Annotated in this window: 13 protein-coding genes; 6 read left to right on the forward strand and 7 right to left on the reverse strand. The window is 38.9% G+C overall.

What is annotated here, in order from left to right:
• Window positions 1–80: 80 nt before the first annotated feature.
• Window positions 81–1742: a SulP family inorganic anion transporter gene (locus IGL07_RS12080; RefSeq protein WP_025189587.1), complete on the reverse strand. Its 1662-nt coding sequence runs from the start codon at window positions 1740–1742 to the stop codon at window positions 81–83.
• A 176-nt stretch (window positions 1743–1918) separates the two neighbouring features.
• Here IGL07_RS12080 and IGL07_RS12085 point away from each other — a divergent pair, with 176 nt between their 5' ends.
• The gene (locus IGL07_RS12085) at window positions 1919–2986 is read left to right on the forward strand and encodes a choloylglycine hydrolase family protein (protein ID WP_002370058.1); all 1068 of its coding nucleotides are present in this window, start codon (window positions 1919–1921) and stop codon (window positions 2984–2986) included.
• Window positions 2987–3037: 51 nt separating this feature from the next.
• Here the strand turns inward: IGL07_RS12085 and IGL07_RS12090 are convergent, their stop codons facing one another.
• Both IGL07_RS12090 and IGL07_RS12095 read right to left on the reverse strand, forming a co-directional pair.
• Window positions 3038–3694 (reverse strand): glucose-6-phosphate 1-dehydrogenase family protein, encoded by a 657-nt coding sequence (locus tag IGL07_RS12090; RefSeq protein WP_010817663.1) that lies wholly within the window; start codon window positions 3692–3694, stop codon window positions 3038–3040.
• A gap of 269 nt (window positions 3695–3963) precedes the next feature.
• A complete protein-coding gene (locus IGL07_RS12095) occupies window positions 3964–5622 on the reverse strand; it encodes a PucR family transcriptional regulator (protein WP_025189588.1) in 1659 nt (552 codons plus the stop codon).
• A 127-nt stretch (window positions 5623–5749) separates the two neighbouring features.
• Between IGL07_RS12095 and IGL07_RS12100 the strand changes: the two genes are divergently transcribed.
• The 5 genes from IGL07_RS12100 to IGL07_RS12120 all read left to right on the forward strand — a co-directional run bounded on the left by IGL07_RS12100 (window position 5750) and on the right by IGL07_RS12120 (window position 12375).
• Window positions 5750–6616, forward strand: a complete 867-nt coding sequence (locus tag IGL07_RS12100) for a DUF2877 domain-containing protein (RefSeq protein ID WP_010817665.1) — start codon at window positions 5750–5752, stop codon at window positions 6614–6616.
• Window positions 6594–8153: an acyl-CoA synthetase FdrA gene (fdrA, locus tag IGL07_RS12105; RefSeq protein WP_010817666.1), complete on the forward strand. Its 1560-nt coding sequence runs from the start codon at window positions 6594–6596 to the stop codon at window positions 8151–8153. Before IGL07_RS12100 ends, fdrA begins: the two co-directional genes overlap by 23 nt.
• A complete protein-coding gene (locus IGL07_RS12110) occupies window positions 8140–9564 on the forward strand; it encodes a DUF1116 domain-containing protein (protein WP_010817667.1) in 1425 nt (474 codons plus the stop codon). The genes fdrA and IGL07_RS12110 overlap by 14 nt, the downstream gene beginning before the upstream one ends.
• A gap of 42 nt (window positions 9565–9606) precedes the next feature.
• Window positions 9607–10788, forward strand: a complete 1182-nt coding sequence (locus IGL07_RS12115; protein WP_002370060.1) for a hypothetical protein — start codon at window positions 9607–9609, stop codon at window positions 10786–10788.
• A gap of 147 nt (window positions 10789–10935) precedes the next feature.
• Window positions 10936–12375, forward strand: coding sequence for a helix-turn-helix domain-containing protein (locus IGL07_RS12120; protein ID WP_025189589.1), 1440 nt, complete (start codon window positions 10936–10938; stop codon window positions 12373–12375).
• Between the two features lie 5 nt (window positions 12376–12380).
• Here IGL07_RS12120 and IGL07_RS12125 read toward each other — a convergent pair whose 3' ends face one another.
• The 4 genes from IGL07_RS12125 to IGL07_RS12140 form a co-directional block, all read right to left on the reverse strand.
• Window positions 12381–14933, reverse strand: a complete 2553-nt coding sequence (locus IGL07_RS12125) for a cation-transporting P-type ATPase (RefSeq protein ID WP_010817669.1) — start codon at window positions 14931–14933, stop codon at window positions 12381–12383.
• A 149-nt stretch (window positions 14934–15082) separates the two neighbouring features.
• The gene (sstT, locus tag IGL07_RS12130; protein ID WP_438747435.1) at window positions 15083–16345 is read right to left on the reverse strand and encodes a serine/threonine transporter SstT; all 1263 of its coding nucleotides are present in this window, start codon (window positions 16343–16345) and stop codon (window positions 15083–15085) included.
• A gap of 128 nt (window positions 16346–16473) precedes the next feature.
• Window positions 16474–16857 carry a potassium channel family protein gene (locus IGL07_RS12135; RefSeq protein WP_002355036.1) on the reverse strand — a complete coding sequence of 128 codons (384 nt, stop codon included), beginning with the start codon at window positions 16855–16857 and terminating at the stop codon, window positions 16474–16476.
• 116 nt (window positions 16858–16973) lie between these two features.
• A complete protein-coding gene (locus IGL07_RS12140; protein ID WP_010817670.1) occupies window positions 16974–17933 on the reverse strand; it encodes a restriction endonuclease in 960 nt (319 codons plus the stop codon).
• Window positions 17934–17945 lie beyond the last annotated feature (12 nt).

Consider the following 17945-nt stretch of genomic DNA (forward strand, 5'->3'; position numbering starts at 1 on the left):
TTTTAGTCCCCACTTATTTTTCTTATTTCTTCACACATTAAGCACGCAATAGAAAATAGAACATTTCATTTGAAAATGACTTATTGTTCTGCAACATGCACCGTTTGTAAAAATTCTGCGACTGAGAAATGGTATTCCTTCTCATGATTTCCTTGAATGGTTCGAATCATTTTTTCAACTTCTGGTTGCAGAGCGGCAAATTGAACTTGTTGTCCGCGACCTTCTGCTGCAAGACAAAATTCTTCTAAAATATCTAACGCCGTACTATCAATGCTAGGAACTCCTCGCATTGAAAATACTACACCACTTTTTGTTTCCAATTGCAGTAACGTTTGTTTCAATCGTTCAGAAGACATGAAAAATAACGGGCCACTCAAATAAACTACCACCCAATTTTCCGTACAATCGGTCGGTACTAGCCCCATTCTTGACCAATCAACTTCCTCGACATTAATCGTAATCACGGCACTTTTCGCAATGAAAAACAGGCAACCCGCTAAGACCCCTAAAACAATCGCTAAACTCAAGTCAAAAATAACGGTCGCTATCATCGTTAAAAAGAATAAACATAAGGCTGTGTGGAAACGTTTCTGGAAGAATTCTTTAATCACCGACCATTCATTCATTCGCCACGCTGTCACCACTAAAACACCAGCTAACGCAGGCATGGGAATTTTAGACATGACTGGCGATAAAAGCAACATCGATAACAATAAAAAGACCGCATGAAAAATACCCGCTAAACGTGTTTGCGCACCAGATTTAATCACTACGCTCGTGCGGGCAATCGCTGCTGTCGCAGGAACGCCACCGAAAAATGGCAAAATTAAGTTGCCAATTCCTTGTGCCACTAGTTCCTGATTACTGTCTAATGGTTTCCCTGTCATGCGACCAGCCGAAGCGCCACAAAGCAAACTTTCAATCATACCTAACATAGCAATGCTAATCGAAGGCACCAAAATATCCTGAAACGCACTTAATTGAAGCGAACCAAGTTCTAAACGTGTATCACTAAAAATACTTGTCGGAATTTTCCCTACAGTGGCCACTGGCAGTTGAAAAACCACTGTTGCTAACGTAGCTAAAATAATCATCACCAATGAAGCTGGTATCATCCCATTCCACTTTTTCGGAAAGAATACTAATCCAAGCACCACTAAAATCGACATAACCGTCGTTGGTATACTTAAATCAAAGCCCAATGAACGATAACTGCTGATTTTCTCAATTAAATTGTGGCCTTCTGAACGAACCCCAAAGAAATTATCAAGCTGCCCCAACGCAATAATAATAGCAATTCCTGAAGTAAACCCGGTAATGACCGGTGACGGAATAAAAGAAGTCAAGCTCCCTAAACGCAAAATCCCTGCCAAAAGCAAGAAAATTCCCGCCAAAAAGGTGGCCAACAAAATCCCTTGCATGCCATGCACTGCCGCAATTGACATTAAAATAGCTGCCATCGCACCTGTTGGTCCTGAAATTTGATAAAACCCACCTGAAAGGCTTCCAATCACAATTCCAGCGATAATCGCCGTGATCATGCCAGCTGCTGCAGTGGCGCCGCTAGAGACCCCAAACGCTAACGCTAACGGTAACGCGACGGCTGCGACAGTCAAACCTGCCAAGAAATCTTTTTTCAATTTTTTTTGATTATACCCTTTAAATTCATCCCTTATCATTTGTGTGTACTTTTTAAACATTCGCATCCTCTTTTCATGAAATTTCCATTCTAAAGATATCATATTTTCGGAAAGATAATAAGGTGTTTTGTGAAGGAAATCGCTAAAAAATTTTTTTCACCTCATTTAGACAAAATTGTCTAATATTTTAGGAATTTAGCCACCGCTGTTTCCTAGAGTATGATATGCTTAACTAGTAAACAGGCTTCACAAACTTACATTAATTGGGGGAAACTATTATGTGTACAGGCATCAAGATTATTTCCAAAACAAATGATATTTTTTATGGACGTACGATGGATTTTACGTTTGACTTTTTCGGCAACGAAGATCCAATTGCACCAAAAATCCCTACTCTAATTGCTCAATTTCCAAAAGGTACAGTTCTAAACAGCCAACTAAATCCTTGGACGGCAAAATATGCCTTTATGGGACTAGCAATGTCAGGCACAGATCAACCAGCGAACGATGGTAAAACCGTCAGCCTTGCTATCACAGATGGTATCAACGAAGCCGGCTTATCTGGTGATATTCAATATTTAATGGAATCTTCAACAGCACCTGCTGAAAGTTTAGCAGAGCGTGGTTTAACACCTCATATTGCAGAAGAAGTACTCGCTTATATTTTGAGTAATTTTGAAAGCGTTGACGAAGTAAAAGTAGCTTTTGAAAAAATCGGCCTGTTAGATCAAAAATTCCAACTTGATTCATTGGGGGAAGTTCATTTTACCTTACACTGGACCATTAATGATAAAAATAATAATAGTATCGTTTTGCAACCAACAGATAACGGAGCGTTCGTCATTTATGATTCGATTGGCGTAGTCACAAACAGCCCAGAATACAATTATCATTTAACCAATGCACGAAACTATATCGGGATGCGCAACTATGCTATTAAGGAACCTTACACTTTAAAATCAGGCGCAACACTTGACCCAATTGAAGGCGGGACTTCTTACGGACTACTAGGAATCCCAGGAGACTTCACTTCGCCGTCACGTTTCATTCGTGCGTTATACTATTCTGACAATCTCCAAGAATTTGATAGCTCTGAAGGGATTATGCAACTCTATCGCGCCTTCCAAACAGTGATGATTCCTCGGGGGATTGGCCATTTAGGTCAAAGTAATTCTCTGTCTGATTTCACACATTATTGGTCAGGATATGATGTGACTAATCTAACCATGTATGTCCAACCAGAAAGTACTACCTCATTTACAAAATACACTTTGGATCCAGCTTTAACAGAAGTTACTACTTTTGCTGTTTCTAACGAGCTACTACTAACAGATTTAAATCAATAAAAACACAAACAACGTCTCTGACTAGGTACTTGGTCAAGGACGTTGTTTCGTTCATTTTTCAGATAATGCGTTATACAACGGTGCTAATTCTTGAAGCGCCTGACAACTTTTTTCTTCAATCGTTTCAAGCTTTTCCGTCGCAAACCACAACTTACCGATCTGAAATGAACGATTGCCTATCCGCTCTTCTAGAATTTTCCGTTGTTTTTCATCTGCTAAATAATCTTTTAAAGGCAAATGGTCCACTAGTTCATGCTCCTCCTGTGGCCAAATATAATAGCCTTCGCAGTCGATGGTTTGACTCCAAGCTTCTAAACGATTAAGCAATTGATTGTAAGCGACAACTGAGCCTGCCCGCTCCTCACTTTTGTAATGTTGAAACATCAAATACACTTGAAATTGCTTTTTATTTAATAACAACGCCAGACAAGCATTTTCCGCTTGGCGTTGCTCACTGCGATATGCAGCCCAGAAATGACTGCGTAAATTCCAGCCGTTGGTCCAGCTTTCGATTTTCGGCTTAGTGATGCCGAGTTCAGCTGGTAAACCTTGGGCAATTGCGAGGTTTAAGGCTTTCCACTTTTCCCAATGTTGCTTGTAGGTTTGCTTTAAGGCATCGATTTCTGCTGATTTTTGTTGCTCTTTGAGTTGTTTAAATGTGAAGATTTCTCGGTTGAATAGATTGAAGTCTTGATGGGTTAGGTTCATTTTTGGGCTTCTTTCTAGATGATTTTTTTGTTGTAGTTGTTGGTTCTTATTATATATAGCATGATGTAATTTTTGATTGTATATAGCAGAGGTATTTGTATAAAGACGAGTGGGAACAGTGTAAGTGTAATGAATTACCCCAACTTTTTCAATAAAAAATGGAATCTTTATTGAAAAGATTCCATTTTTTATTGATTAAATTATCCTTCTTGTATAATCGTTTCTTTTATATATTCTATTAAATTAAAAACCACCACTTATATTGCATCTTAAGTTCCCACAAACAACGCCACTTCCAGCGCCAACAAGTCCACTTCCTTATCAAAATCCAACAGCACTAGCTGTTCAATTTTCTCCAATCGTTGTAACAAAGTATTACGATGAATAAAGAGCTTTTTGGCTGTTTGAGACAAGTTTCGTTTTGATTGAAAATAGACATTCAGTGTATGGACAAAGTCGGTATGTTGCTGTTGATCACTTTTCTGCAATGGTTGAAGATATTTTTTTCTGAGGGTTGCTTGTCCTTCTTCTAAAAAATAACGTTGTAGTGTCTGTCTAAAATGAAAATTCGCGTAGGAAGCAATCCTCATTTCAGGTTTTTCTGCAACGAATTGGCGTTGAAAGGCTAAAACGTCAATCGCTTGTTGATAAGATTCATGAATCTGGGTCAGACCCTGAATCTTAGGTCCTATTGTTAGGAAAAGTTCCACATCTTCTTGTACTTTCATTAACTGATTTATGCTGCTTTTTGCTAGGCGTTGCATCATTTTCAGATAATCGCCTTCTTTTTCAGGTGGATCTTCAACTAATAAGACAAAGGAACTGTCAATTTCAATACAAACAATTTTTTGTTTGTCCCCTAAGATAACTTGGTTTAGCTGGTTGCCTAAAATAGACATTCTTTCTTGCCTTTGGCGTTCATTTAAGGTTAATGAAATTAGCAAAATCGCATAGGGCTTATCTATTGCCAAGCGATAATATTGTTGAAATTGTTGGAAAACAGCTTGGTCCCTCTTTTCATGCGCAATCAGCTTAAAAAATAATTCGTTTCGTTGTTGGTATTCTTCAAATTTCCGTGAGTATTCCAATTGCAATTGTAAAAGTAAGTAATGGGCTGTGATTTTAAAATGAGCCACGTCGACTGGTCGTAATGGGGCCAAGGTGTTCCAGACGAGTAAATAATATAAAATAACATTTTTCTTTTTAATTGGATAAATTTCAATTGGCACCACTTGGTTCTGGAGTTTCAACTGTAAATGAATCGGTTCTTGATAAAAGCGTAATAATGGATGACTTTGTTCTAGTAATTGTTTTTGGAACTCTGAGGTTTCTTGTCTATCTTCTAAAATGCTAGAAATACGAATTGGATTTTTAGGCAAGTCAAAAAAATTAACTCCTTCAAAGTGGTCATCCAATAACAAGACAGGATTTTGAATGGTTTCTGCTAGATCCTGCAGCAAATGAAAACTGCTACTTCCCGTTTCTAAGATTTGATAAATTTTATTATGCAATGCGGTTTCTTGCGCATTCATGTCAAATTGTTCTAACGTGACACGACTTTTCAACACGTCAGCAATTTGCGAAAAGGTGTAATTGTAAGGAATTGCTAAAATAGGTACATTCATTTCATTTGCTAGTTTGATTAAGTCTGGTGGAACTTCTTCAAAATAACGTTGGGTTTTAAATCCTAAGGCAGCACAATGGTGTTTGGCTAGTTCTTTCAAAAAATTTTTCTGTAATTTCCGATCATCTTTAAATATGTACCCTGTCGTTAACAGCAGCTCACCTGCTGTTAGCCAATCTAAAATATCAGGATTTTCTAAAATATTGACTTTTAAAATCGGTTGGTCCTGATTTTTATGTCCTGCCACTAAGGTAATGCCAGGTAATTCTTCTAACGTTAATAAATCACTCACTTTTAACATCATTTTTCCTCCCAATGTACAAATTGTCCATTCAAACTTGTAAATCAATGTCATTTTTAGCAATTGTTTAGCGTGCTGGATTCTTTTATTATGAAGTCGTGAAAGCGCTATTAAAAAGGAGGTCGTTGGAATGACAAAAATTTTAGCTTATGACCAAACGATTTTATCGAAACTCCCTCATCAAACATTGACTAGTTTGCAATGTTTTACGCACGCTATTAATTATGGTCATGTAGACACCCAAGAAATTCTCTTGACCATTTCAACGCATCCCGAACATATAGCACCTAACACGATTATACTCGATGAAAAAAAACTTAGCCATTTCGCTGATTTACCTGTCCAAATTGAGCCCCTGTTTATCCGGTTAGGCCGACGACAATTAACCCTAGCCGATGCCCAAATTTGGCAACCAACGCCACTTTATTTAACACCCAGTAAAACAAAGATAGCTATTTTTTTAACGTATATTCAGCAAACTCGTTTCAATCCTTGGCAAGCGCTTTTTCCTGCTTCGCCGTCAACCTTTCTTTTTGATTCTTATAGTCGGACCCAGATTCAAAAAGAAATGATTCATTTTCAACAGGCTTGGGCGCAAAAATCTTTTAAAATAGCTCTTGATTGTTTAACGAAGATTTTGGGATTGGGGATTGGTTTAACCCCCACTGGCGATGATTTTATCACAGGATTACTTGCTAGTTTTTCTGCATTACAGCAACTTCCCTCGAATTTCCAACAGCTGGCTGTGCTAGCCAAGGAACGAACGAATGCGGTCAGTTATGCGGAAATCCATGAAGCAGTGAACGAACGGTTTTCTCAGCTAGTTCAGCGTGTTTTTTTATCAATTGAAAGTGGAAATACAAACGAAATGGCTCAAGCGGTTTCAGCTTTAGAGGAGGTGGGCTCAACTTCAGGAAGCGACATACTTTGCGGCATTATTTTTGGTTTAAAACTATTTTGTGAGGAGAATAATCATGACAATTCAAACAGTAATTAAAGAGAACGCCTATTTTGATTCAGTTACTTTAATGACCATTTCAACACGAGCCAATGAACTGGCTGGAGTTAAAACTGCAATGATTGGGATGGGAACCGACATGAATCTTGAAGTGATTCGGAATGTTGGTTTATATACACCCGCCTTGGATCATGTTACAACGGGTGATTTATTAATTGTTTTAGATCTTGATGACCAAGCGAACTCAGAAGAAATTTTACAGCAAGTCGACGAGTTATTTACGAAGAAAAAGAAAACCGCTTCTTCTGAAGTAACCTATAAGACGTTAGATTCAGCCCTTCATGAAGAGCCTGATGCCAACTTAGTTGTAATTTCTGTCAATGGAAAATTTGCTGCACGAGAAGCGCATAAAGCTTTAGATCAGCAAAAACACGTCATGCTCTTTAGTGATAACGTGACGGTTGACGAGGAATTAGCGTTAAAACAAAAAGCACACGAAAAAGAACTGTTTGTGATGGGCCCTGATTGTGGAACAGCGATTATTAATGGCGTTGGGTTATGTTTTGCTAACGAGGTACGTTCAGGAGATATTGGAATTGTCGGCGCTTCTGGTACAGGCAGCCAAGAAGTTAGTGTTCAAATCCATAAATATGGTTATGGGATTTCACAATTAATCGGTACTGGCGGCCGTGATTTGTCTGCTGAAATTGGTGGGCTGATGATGCTTGACGGGCTGGATGCTTTAATGGCTGACGAACAAACTAAGGCAATTTTACTTATTTCTAAACCGCCTGCTCCAGAAGTAACAGAGAAAATTTTAAAAAAATTAGCTGTTTCAACTAAACCAGTTGTTATTTACTTTATCGGCAGTGAACAAACGGAACGAAAAATAGACAACGTCACTTTTGCTACTTCTTCTCTGGATGCAGTTCAAAAGGTGATTCAATTTAGTCAAACACAGAAAGCGGAAACCAGCCTCTATCAAAATCCGACAGGTGCAACGTTAACAGCCATCCAACAGCAACAAGCCCCTTCTCAAAAATTTGTTCGTGGGTTGTTCTGTGGTGGCACTCTTTGTGATGAACTTTTATATGCTTTAACAGAAGTCTCTGATGATGTTTATAGTAATATTCATAAAATTCCTGAACGGCAATTAGCAAATCCTGACCACAGCCAAGCACATACATTGATTGATTTCGGTGATGATCGTTTCACAGAAGGCCGCCCACATCCAATGATCGATCCGACTTCTCGGATTACTCGCATTCTTCAAGAAGCCAAAGATCCTGAAGTGGCAGTTTTAGCGTTAGATTTTGAATTAGGTTATGGTTCTCACGAAAATCCTGTTGGCGTGTTAGCGGAGGCGTTAAAGGAAGCCAAAGCAATAGCGAAAGCAGATGGTCGTGAGTTAGCCATTATTGGCTATGTTTTAGGGACCGAAGAAGATCCACAAGATATTCATGAACAACGGAAAATTTTAGAAGATTTAGAGGTTCTCGTTGTCGACAGCAGTCATCAACTTTGCGAAGCCACCAAAACTTTTGTAAAAGGAGCGAACGAACATGAGCAGAAATGATCTTTTTAAACAGCCTTTAGATACGATCAATGTAGGCATTGACTTTATTCATGAAGATATGAAAAAACAAGGGATTCCTTCACATCAAGTAAATTGGGCACCGCCAGCCAATGGTGACCCAGAGCTATTGAAATTATTGGATCAATTAAAAAATCCAACACTTTATGAAAAAATCCAACAAGCCAACGAAGAAGCGGTTACCCGCATTATTCAATCAAAACCTATTTTAGTGGGATTTGATAAAGCAATTAATGTCATGCCCGATATGACTGAAACGACCATTTTACATGCTGGGCCACCCATTACTTATGAAAATATGTGCGGACCGATGAAAGGTGCCGTTCAAGGAGCGCTTGTTTTTGAAGGATTAGCAAAAGATCTAGCTGATGCTGATCGGGTTGCTCGTTCTGGCGCGATTACGTTTTCTCCTTGTCATGAACATGATGCCGTTGGTTCTATGGCTGGCGTGACTTCTCCGAATATGTACGTTCATATTATCAAAAATGAAACGTACGGCAACACGGCTTTTACTAATTTAAGTGAACAATTGGCAAAAGTTTTACGATTTGGTGCAAATGATCAATCCGTCGTGGATCGTCTGATTTGGATGCGCGATGTTTTAGGTCCATTACTTCATGATGCCATGACTTTTTGTCCAGAAGGCATTGATTTACGCTTAATGCTTTCGCAAGCCTTGCATATGGGCGATGAGTGTCATAATCGCAATGTAGCTGGAAGTACGTTGTTAGTCCAAGCATTAACGCCTTACATGGTTCAAACTGATTTTTCTCGTGAACAATTAAAAGAAGTATTTGAATTTCTTGGCAGTTCTGACTATTTTTCTGGTCCAACTTGGATGGGCGCCGCTAAATGTGCGTTAGATGCTGGGCATAATGTGGAGAATAGTACAATTGTCACCACCATGTGTCGCAATGGGGTCGAATTTGGAATTCGTGTCAGTGGGATTGGCGGAAATCACTGGTTTACGGGGCCTGCCCAACGGGTGATTGGTCCGATGTTTGCTGGTTACACACAAGAAGATGCTGGTTTGGATATGGGCGATAGTGCTATTACAGAAACGTATGGTGTTGGCGGATTTGCTATGGCAGCTGCACCAGCAATTGTCCCATTAGTTGGCGGAACAGTGGCAGAAGCATTGAATTATTCAAAAGAAATGCTGGAAATTACTACGAAAGAAAATCCCAATGTCACGATTCCTGTTTTAGATTTTATGGGGATTCCTACAGGCATCGATGTCTTAAAAGTCTTAGAAACAGGGATGCTGCCTGTCATTAATACTGCTATTGCTCATAAAGAACCGGGGATTGGTATGATTGGCGCTGGATTGACTAATCCGCCAGCAAATGTCTTTAACGAGGCACTAAAAGCTTTAGTAGCTAAAATAAACTAATTTCAAAAACTTAGTAAAATGTCATTTTTTTGGAGCGATCATATGAAAAATAAATCGATCAATTACGAAGCCGTTTTAGCTCTTGTTGTAAAAATTTTTTTGGGAATGTTCCTGTATTGGATCATGAATGGCTTTCGACATGTGTCTAACTTTTTTCCTTACAATGACGTAGTTACCAAAGTGAATCAGCAGGGATTTTACAAATTTATCTATTTTGTTATGAACTTCACGGAAGGGGAATTTTACGGTGGACTTTTTACAACGCTTTTCTTACTAATCGGCGGTCTGATTGCTTGGCAACTTTATCGGAAAAATTCAAAATGGCAGGGATTTGCAATTGCTGGTGGTTCTGGTGCTTGGCCTTGGGTACTTGCTTCTCAGCTACTTTCCCTCTTTTTAACTATTTATGTTTTTGATTTTACACGCTTTTTTACAAAAGAAGTGTTGTGGTTACCAACGTTTATTGTGGTTGTCGGCACGCCGCCAGCTTTAACGCTCGTTTATGGTCCTGGCTGGAAAAAATTAGGAACGATTTCTCTGTTGAGTGCGCTTTTCACCTTTCCGTTTGCCAATTGGCTGAATGCGCAATTGATGCCCCTTTTAAATGTACCTGGGACAGTTTCCAACGTTACCACAATGGCTTTTGTTGGCTGGATTGTTTCAGCCATCTGTCATCAACTCCCTTGGATGGTTCCTTCTGTTGCACCAATCGCTCAGAAGCGGCAAAAACAACCTAAAATTGAAAATACGCAAACCTTTCAATGGTCAATACGACGCACTTTTGCTGACTTCTCCGAAGCTTGGTTTTATGGAAATGAGTTAGTTGGAGGTTTGGTAATTCTAGGCGTTTTAACAGATTGGTTTGTCAATATTAATCATATTACAAATGGTTCTGGCTTGGTTCCTGACATTTTAATGGGACAAATGATTGCTTCGGCTGTTGGTGTTTTTCTTTATCGAAAACATTTCGCTGAAGAAGGTTGGTATCCAACGTTTATGCCACTGGTCAGTATTGTTCCTGGTGTGATTTTAATGATGGGTGGTGGCTTTTGGCTTTCTCTGACCATCGCCGTTTTAGCAGGAATCAGTGCGGCCCCTGTCGGTAACTATATTGCTAAACGATTACCTCCGTTTGTTCCTGGTGCTGTCGGCTTTGTATCAGGAATGGCTGTTGTAACCATTTTATTGTCAGCCGTTTTGCATACATTTGATATTTTTGTATAGTGAATAAAAAGGTCGGGACAGAACCGTTTATCAGGTTTTGAACCTGGAACAAAAATTCAAAGTGATTTTTGTTCCAGGCTTTTTTTAATTGACCAATCCCCTTTTTATCCGTATTCTTAAGCAAAAGGAGGTTTTGCCATGTACTCCATGTTAAAACGTGTGATAACGGAAAAAGATTTGCTTCGGCAAATTCGTTTGTTGGAACAGTTATTAAATGTTCCTCAGCTGACAGCCAAGCGTTTAGCCACGCAAATCCAGACGACAGAGCGAACCGTTTTTTCGGATTTACAGTATATTCGCAGTCAATTACCCGCCGACTGGTCCATTGAAACCGATAGCAGTGGTATTCGGTTACGCAATCAGGGGAATGCGCAAACCAATGAGCTTTGGTCATTATTTTTACCTCAATCCATTAGTATTCAACTATTAAAAGAGCTACTATTTACGAAAGAGTTAGTGACAACTTCTTTTTTGAGCACTAGTGGTGTTTCTTATGAAACTTTGAAGCGACATATCAAAAAAATGAATCAGGCCTTACGTGATTTTCATTTAACGATTCAACTAACCACGACGACCATTCAGCTAATCGGGGCAGAAAGCAATATTCGGATTTTTTATCACCGTTTGTTGGTGCCTTTTACTCATAATAATTATTTTTTTGACGATTATTCTATTCATGAGGAGCATTATTTTCAATTTTTGAAACAAGTTTACAGTAGTGAGTTGACGGTGGAAACGGAAGAAATTTTTGGCGCTTGTTGGTTTTTTATTAACACGATTCGCAACAAAGCCAATTGCCGAGTGAGTCAATTTTCTTTTGACTCAAAAGATGTCTTGTTTCAACTTTATCAACCGTCCTTGGCAAAACTTTATGCTTCTGAAGGCATCTATTTGCAAGGAGAAGAAAGTTTTTTTGCCTTCTTTTGTTTCTTAGAAAGCTGGAATTACGATAATGTCTATGGCGAAACGTTGGCTTCTGCGCTCCACACTCATTACAGTCAGCTGCGAAAGTCGTTACAACAGTTTGTCACTAATTTGTCCACTGAAGAAGCCCGGCCTGATTTAATCCAAACAAATTTATTGGATAATCTGTTATTGTTATTCATTAAATATACCGAGTCCCCAACACTTTCTGAGCAATTTCAATTGGAATATCAAGAATTAATGACCGAACAAGCCGCAGAGGACCTTGCGTTATCAAAGAGCAACCAAGAACTTTTGGAGATTTTATCTCGCTACACCACGATTGAAGAACCGACTTATTTTCTTAGTTTGGCTTCTTTGTTAAAAAAACAAGCCAGTTATTCCATTCAGGCGCAAACGATGACTGCCTATTTCCTCTTTCAAGGGGAACCTGCTTGGAAAGCTTTTTTGCAACAAGAATTAGCTGCTTATTTAGGTACTCGTGTGAAATTACAAGCTATTGAATATGTGGAACTAAGCCAGTTGACGTTAAATGAAGCCGACATAATTATTTCCAATTTTCCCTTGGATCACCTTGATCTTCCTGTCTTTTATCTCTCTTTAATTCCAACAAAAAATGAACTCCGCCGACTAGCAGAGCTCACTCTTCATTCTTATTTTTAAAGGAACTAGCGAGGACATTCGCTAGTTTTTTGGCTTTCTTTCGTCATGAATCGTTTGGTTATATATTTTTCCCCTTCGACAAGGAAGAACAGACTCACAACATGGACGAAAATCATTGCTAATTGAAGGCCATTTAAAGAAGTTGTGCCAATTAATTGCTGCGCTACTGGCCAGTAAACTACTAGCGCTTGTAGTAAAAAGAGGATTCCTAATGAAGCAAACAACACTTTATTTTGGAAAAACCCTGTGCTTAACGACGGATCAACCAACTTACGACAGTTGATCATATACGCTGCTTGCGCTAAGACGATACTTTGTAAGAGGAACGTTTGCTGTAAGGCTTGGCCCTCAAATTGTAACGCCATGAGGTAACCTGGCACCATAATGAGTACCGACACATAGACGATTCTAAAAATACTGTACTTTGTTAAAATGCCTTCGTTGACATCTCTTGGTGGTCGTTTCATGGTATCAGCACTCGCTTTTTCAAAACCTAATGCATAAGACAAAGTAATCGTAGTTACCATGTTTACCCATAATATCTGGACAGGTGTCAACGGTAGAGGATGATTCATTAAAAGCGCCCAGACAACAATTAAACCTTGTGCTAAAGAGGTTGGCAAGAAGAAGGTAATCGTCTTTTTCAAGTTATCAAAAATGCGGCGTCCTTCTTTCACGGCTTTAGCAATCGTATGGAAATTATCATCTGCCAAAACCATATCTGCGGCTTGTTTGGTTACTTCACTTCCTTTAATTCCCATGGCAATTCCGACATCAGCTTTCTTTAGTGCTGGCGCATCGTTCACGCCATCGCCGGTCATCCCGACAATTTCACCATTGTTTTGTAAAGCCGTGACAATTCGTAATTTATGTTCTGGCGTCGTTCGTGCAAATACATCGACTTTTTGAACGTGCTGAGCTAATTCTTCATCTGACATAGCATCAATTTCTAATCCTTCAAGGACTTTTTTCGTATGCTTTAAACCAACTTGCTCGCCAATGGCTTGCGCTGTATCTTTATGGTCTCCGGTAATCATTTTGACGGAAATACCTGCTTCTTGAGATTCTTTGACGGCTTGAATGGCACTTTCTTTTGGCGGATCGATGATGCCTGCCAGTCCAGCAAACGTCAATCCTGACAATGTTTCATGTGTCAGTTCCTGTTGTGACGTAACTGTCTTATAAGCGAAACCTAATACCCGTTGTCCTTTTTGCGCTAATTGCGCAGCTTGTGCTTGCCAAGCACCTTTTTGATTATCAGATAACATAGAAAGTTGTAACAATACTTCTGGCGCACCTTTGACATAAATAATTGAACCTTCTGCTTGCGGATGGCGAGTGGCCATGTATTTATAACTTGAACTAAACGGAATTTTCTTTTCTACAGGGCGTAAAGACAGTTGATCCTGATCAACATATTGTAGTAAAGCTAACTCGGTAGGATTCCCCTGCAAGTCGGCGATTTTTTGTTGGTCTTGTAATTTCAATTCTTGACAGTTGGCCATAATCTCTTTGACAATGGTCATTTCTTCAGTCACTACATCCATTACCGTCATTTCATTTTTAGTTAGCGTTCCTGTTTTATCTGAACAGATAACTGTCATTGAGCCTAATGTTTCAACGGAAGGCATGCCTTTAATAATCGCATTTTCTCTAGCCATCTCATGAACACCCATCGATAAAATCATCGTTAACACAGCAGGTAAGCCTTCTGGAATCATTGCTACAATTAATGCAATCATCGCAGAAAATAAGAGGCTCCATTCCATGCCATGACGAAAAGTGGTAAAGAAAATCAGAAACACGATCAAGACCATAATCCCTTGGAAAATTTGCTTGTTTAATTGGTGCATTTTCCGCACGAGCGGCGTTGTTTTTTGATCTACTGACTGCAACGCGTGATTAATTTTTCCAACTTCAGTGGCATCTCCTGTTTCTACTACAACACCTAAGGCTGAGCCCGCTTGGACAAGTGTTCCTGAAAAAGCCAAATTCTTTTGATCGCCTGTTGGCAATTCCTCATTCAAGGAACCGGTAATTTTCTCCACGGCTTCTGATTCACCTGTCAAAATTGATTCTTCAATCATCAGATTATGAACATCAAATAAGCGCAAATCTGCTGGAACTACATCGCCAGCTTGTAACGTGACTACATCTCCCAGAACCAATGTTTCAGAAGAAACGGTTGTTTTTTGTCCATCAATTAGAACGACTGCCTCTTGGCCCATCATCTGTTTAAGGCCGTCTAATGATTCTTCTGCTTTACGCTCTTGCCAATAACCGACAAAGCCATTGACAAGCACCACTAGAAAAATGATACTTCCTTCGACCACTTCGCCTGTGGCAAATTTTAGAATTGCGGCAGCGAGTAAGACCACCATTAGTAAATCTGTAAAATGTTTGGCTAGCTTTTGCCACGTTTTCAGTTGTTGTTTTTCTTCAATTTTATTTGGACCATTCGTTTGTAAACGTTGCTGACGTTCTTCGCTAGAAAGACCCGTTTGCTTCGTCTTAGTCTGCTCGATTACTTTTGTTGAGGAAAGTTGATACCATTTCATTTCGTGTACCTCCTATTTACTTGATACCTTTATTATAGAGAGAATTTTCTTCACAAAATGGTCGATAATTTCAGTGGCCCCTGAAAAAAATGGGGCCGAGATTATTAAAGAAAGGAACAACCCGCATTTTAGTGGGTTGTTCCTTTCTTTTAAATATTTTCTTGTTCGACCACCAATTGACTTTTGCCAATTAATGCTTTGACATCAATAATTTCACCATTTTTACGTCGGTCTGCTAACTCAACTGAGGTGGTAAACAACAAGTCACTAGAAGAGTTCAACGCTGTTTCAATGGAATCTTGGACTACGCCGACGATAAAGCCAACGCCGACGACTTGCATGGCAATGTCATTGGAAATGCCAAACAAACTACATGCAAGCGGAATTAACAACAAGGAGCCACCAGCAATTCCTGAAGCCCCACAAGCAGAAACAGCGGCGATGATGCTCAACAATAAGGCTAAATAGATTGGCACGGACATGCCTAATGTGTGGACTGCCGCCAATGTCATAATAGTAATCGTAATGGCTGCGCCGCCCATATTAATCGTTGCGCCTAGCGGAATAGAGACCGCATAAGATTCTTCATTTAAATCCATTGCTTTCGCCAATTCCATATTAATGGGAATATTGGCCGCAGAACTGCGTGTAAAGAATGCGGGAATCGCACTTTCCTTTAATACAAAAAAGACTAACGGATACGGATTTTGCCGAATATTCCAAAAAACAATCGCTGGATAAACGACTAAAGCAACCACGGCCATCGTACCAATTAACAATAATAGTAACTGACCATACTTGGCTAACCCTGCAATGCCTGTGGTTGCCACCGAATGAAACACCAAACCTAGAATTCCAATTGGGGCAATGCCGATAATCATTTGAACGACCGTGGTAATCCCTGTTGAAAGATTGGCAATCACATCCTTGGTAGCGACCGAACTTTGACGTAACCCAATACCGATTAATGAGGACCAAAATAAAACAGATAAATAATTGCCTTCAATCATCGCTTGAATCGGATTTTGGACAACGCTTGTTAACACATTGCTTAAAACATCACTAAGTTGCGTTGGGGCTGCTTGCGCTTCCTGCACCGCCTCCAAAACAATCTTAACGGGAAACAGATAGCTTGCCGTGACGGCAACAACAGCTGCCAAAAATGTCGCTAACAGATACACAACTAAAATTGATCCAACATATGTTTTCGCCCCAGCCTTTTGTTGGGCTAGCGACGCAATAATTAAGACAAAAACTAAAATCGGCGCAATTGCTTTTAAGGCGCCCACAAACAATTCACCAAGAACGCTGATGAAGGTCCATTCCGGCACCAAGAAACCCAAGGTGGTTCCAATCACAATCCCTATCATGATTTTTTGAATTAACGATAATTTCCGAATCGCTTTGACCATTCACTTCACGCTCCTTTAAAATAAAATACAGTTTGGGACATACTACCATAATTATTAAGATAAAAAAAGAGTGTTTCTCAAAAAACTTTCATTTTTCGAGAAACACTTGGTCAACTCATCAATTTCGTCTATTTTTCTGAAGACTTTTCCGCTGAATGTTCTTTGTTTTTATGGTGATGGTGGTGATGACTTTGTTTAGAATACAAGTAGGATTTTGCTACGACCGAAATAAACATAGCCATAATTCCCAAGCCTACTGTAGCATAAACCATAGTGAAGATTTTTCCCAAGTCAGTAACTGGATGAACATCTCCATAACCAATCGTGGTTAACGTCATGAAACTTAAATATAACGAATCTAATGGCGACAATTTTTCCACTGTTGAATAAAAAATAGTCCCACTCAACAACGTGGTTGCCAGTAAAAAGAACAAGGCACGAGTGTCTTCTTTTTTTAAGATACCTAAAAAAGATGAAAATAGTTTTTTGACAGAAATAAGTAAAGATAGCAAAAAAATGACCTCTTTCTATTGTTAATCTCTTCTTAACGTTAGCACTTTTTAGATAAAGTTCAACTTTTTAATTGGTGTGGTTAAAGAAAATTTATTTTTTTGTTATTTATAATAAGCTAAAGCTCATCTTCAAAGTAATCATTATCAATTCTAAATAGCTTGTACGTCTTGGCTATTTCTACACCAACACCAAACTCTAACATGAGCTCTGTTAATTTAATACCATCTATTAAAACTATCCCTTGATTTTTGGCAAATTCGTGCGCATTAGCACTAAAACTAGAAGTTGTTATAAAAACTCCTCTATCTGCATTTACAGCAGCTAAAGCGCCATAAAATCCTTGTATAGCAGGGCGACCAATGGTATTAGTTTCGTGATATCGCTTTGCTTGAACATAAACAGTACTAGTTCCTAATGGATCCTGATTGATGATACCATCTATTCCACCATCATTTGATTTGGATGTAACAACTGCCGTTCCGTGTTTTCCACTATATCCCATTGTCTCCAATAAATGTATAACTAACTTTTCAAAAAATACTGGCTCCACTTGTCGAACTTTATTTAATAGTTCAATCGCAATTTGATTATTTTGATTGTTGATCATATCCTCAATGTCTATTTTAGCACTTTCAATTGGTGCGCTTGCTTCGATAGTAGTCGTTCCAACACGATTATTTCGTTCGACTAATTCTTGCATATATTTTTGATATGCAGGTTGTTGTTCCAAAAGTTTTCTATTGATTTTTTCACCATAATTATTTAATAAATCCAAACCTAGTTCTGTTATTTGATACATACCTCGTTTAATCCGTTCAACAGCTCTAGCTTTATACAAATCGCTGATAGCAAAGCTGAAACGATTTGCTAAAATCCCATCTCCTTGAGGGTAGTTTGGATACATCATTGAGGCAATTTCATCCGGAATATCTAAGAACTGAATAATACGCTTTAAAATGATCTTTCTGTTCAGTACATCTCCATCTTTCAAAACTTCTAAAGTATATGGCATTAATGATTCAAATGTTGGAATACCTTCATTAGACGCTTTTAGTTTTCTCCAATCTTTATTCACTTTTCCCCCACC

Source organism: Enterococcus sp. DIV1368f (assembly GCF_051712245.1).
Taxonomy (GTDB): Bacteria; Bacillota; Bacilli; order Lactobacillales; family Enterococcaceae; genus Enterococcus; species Enterococcus faecalis.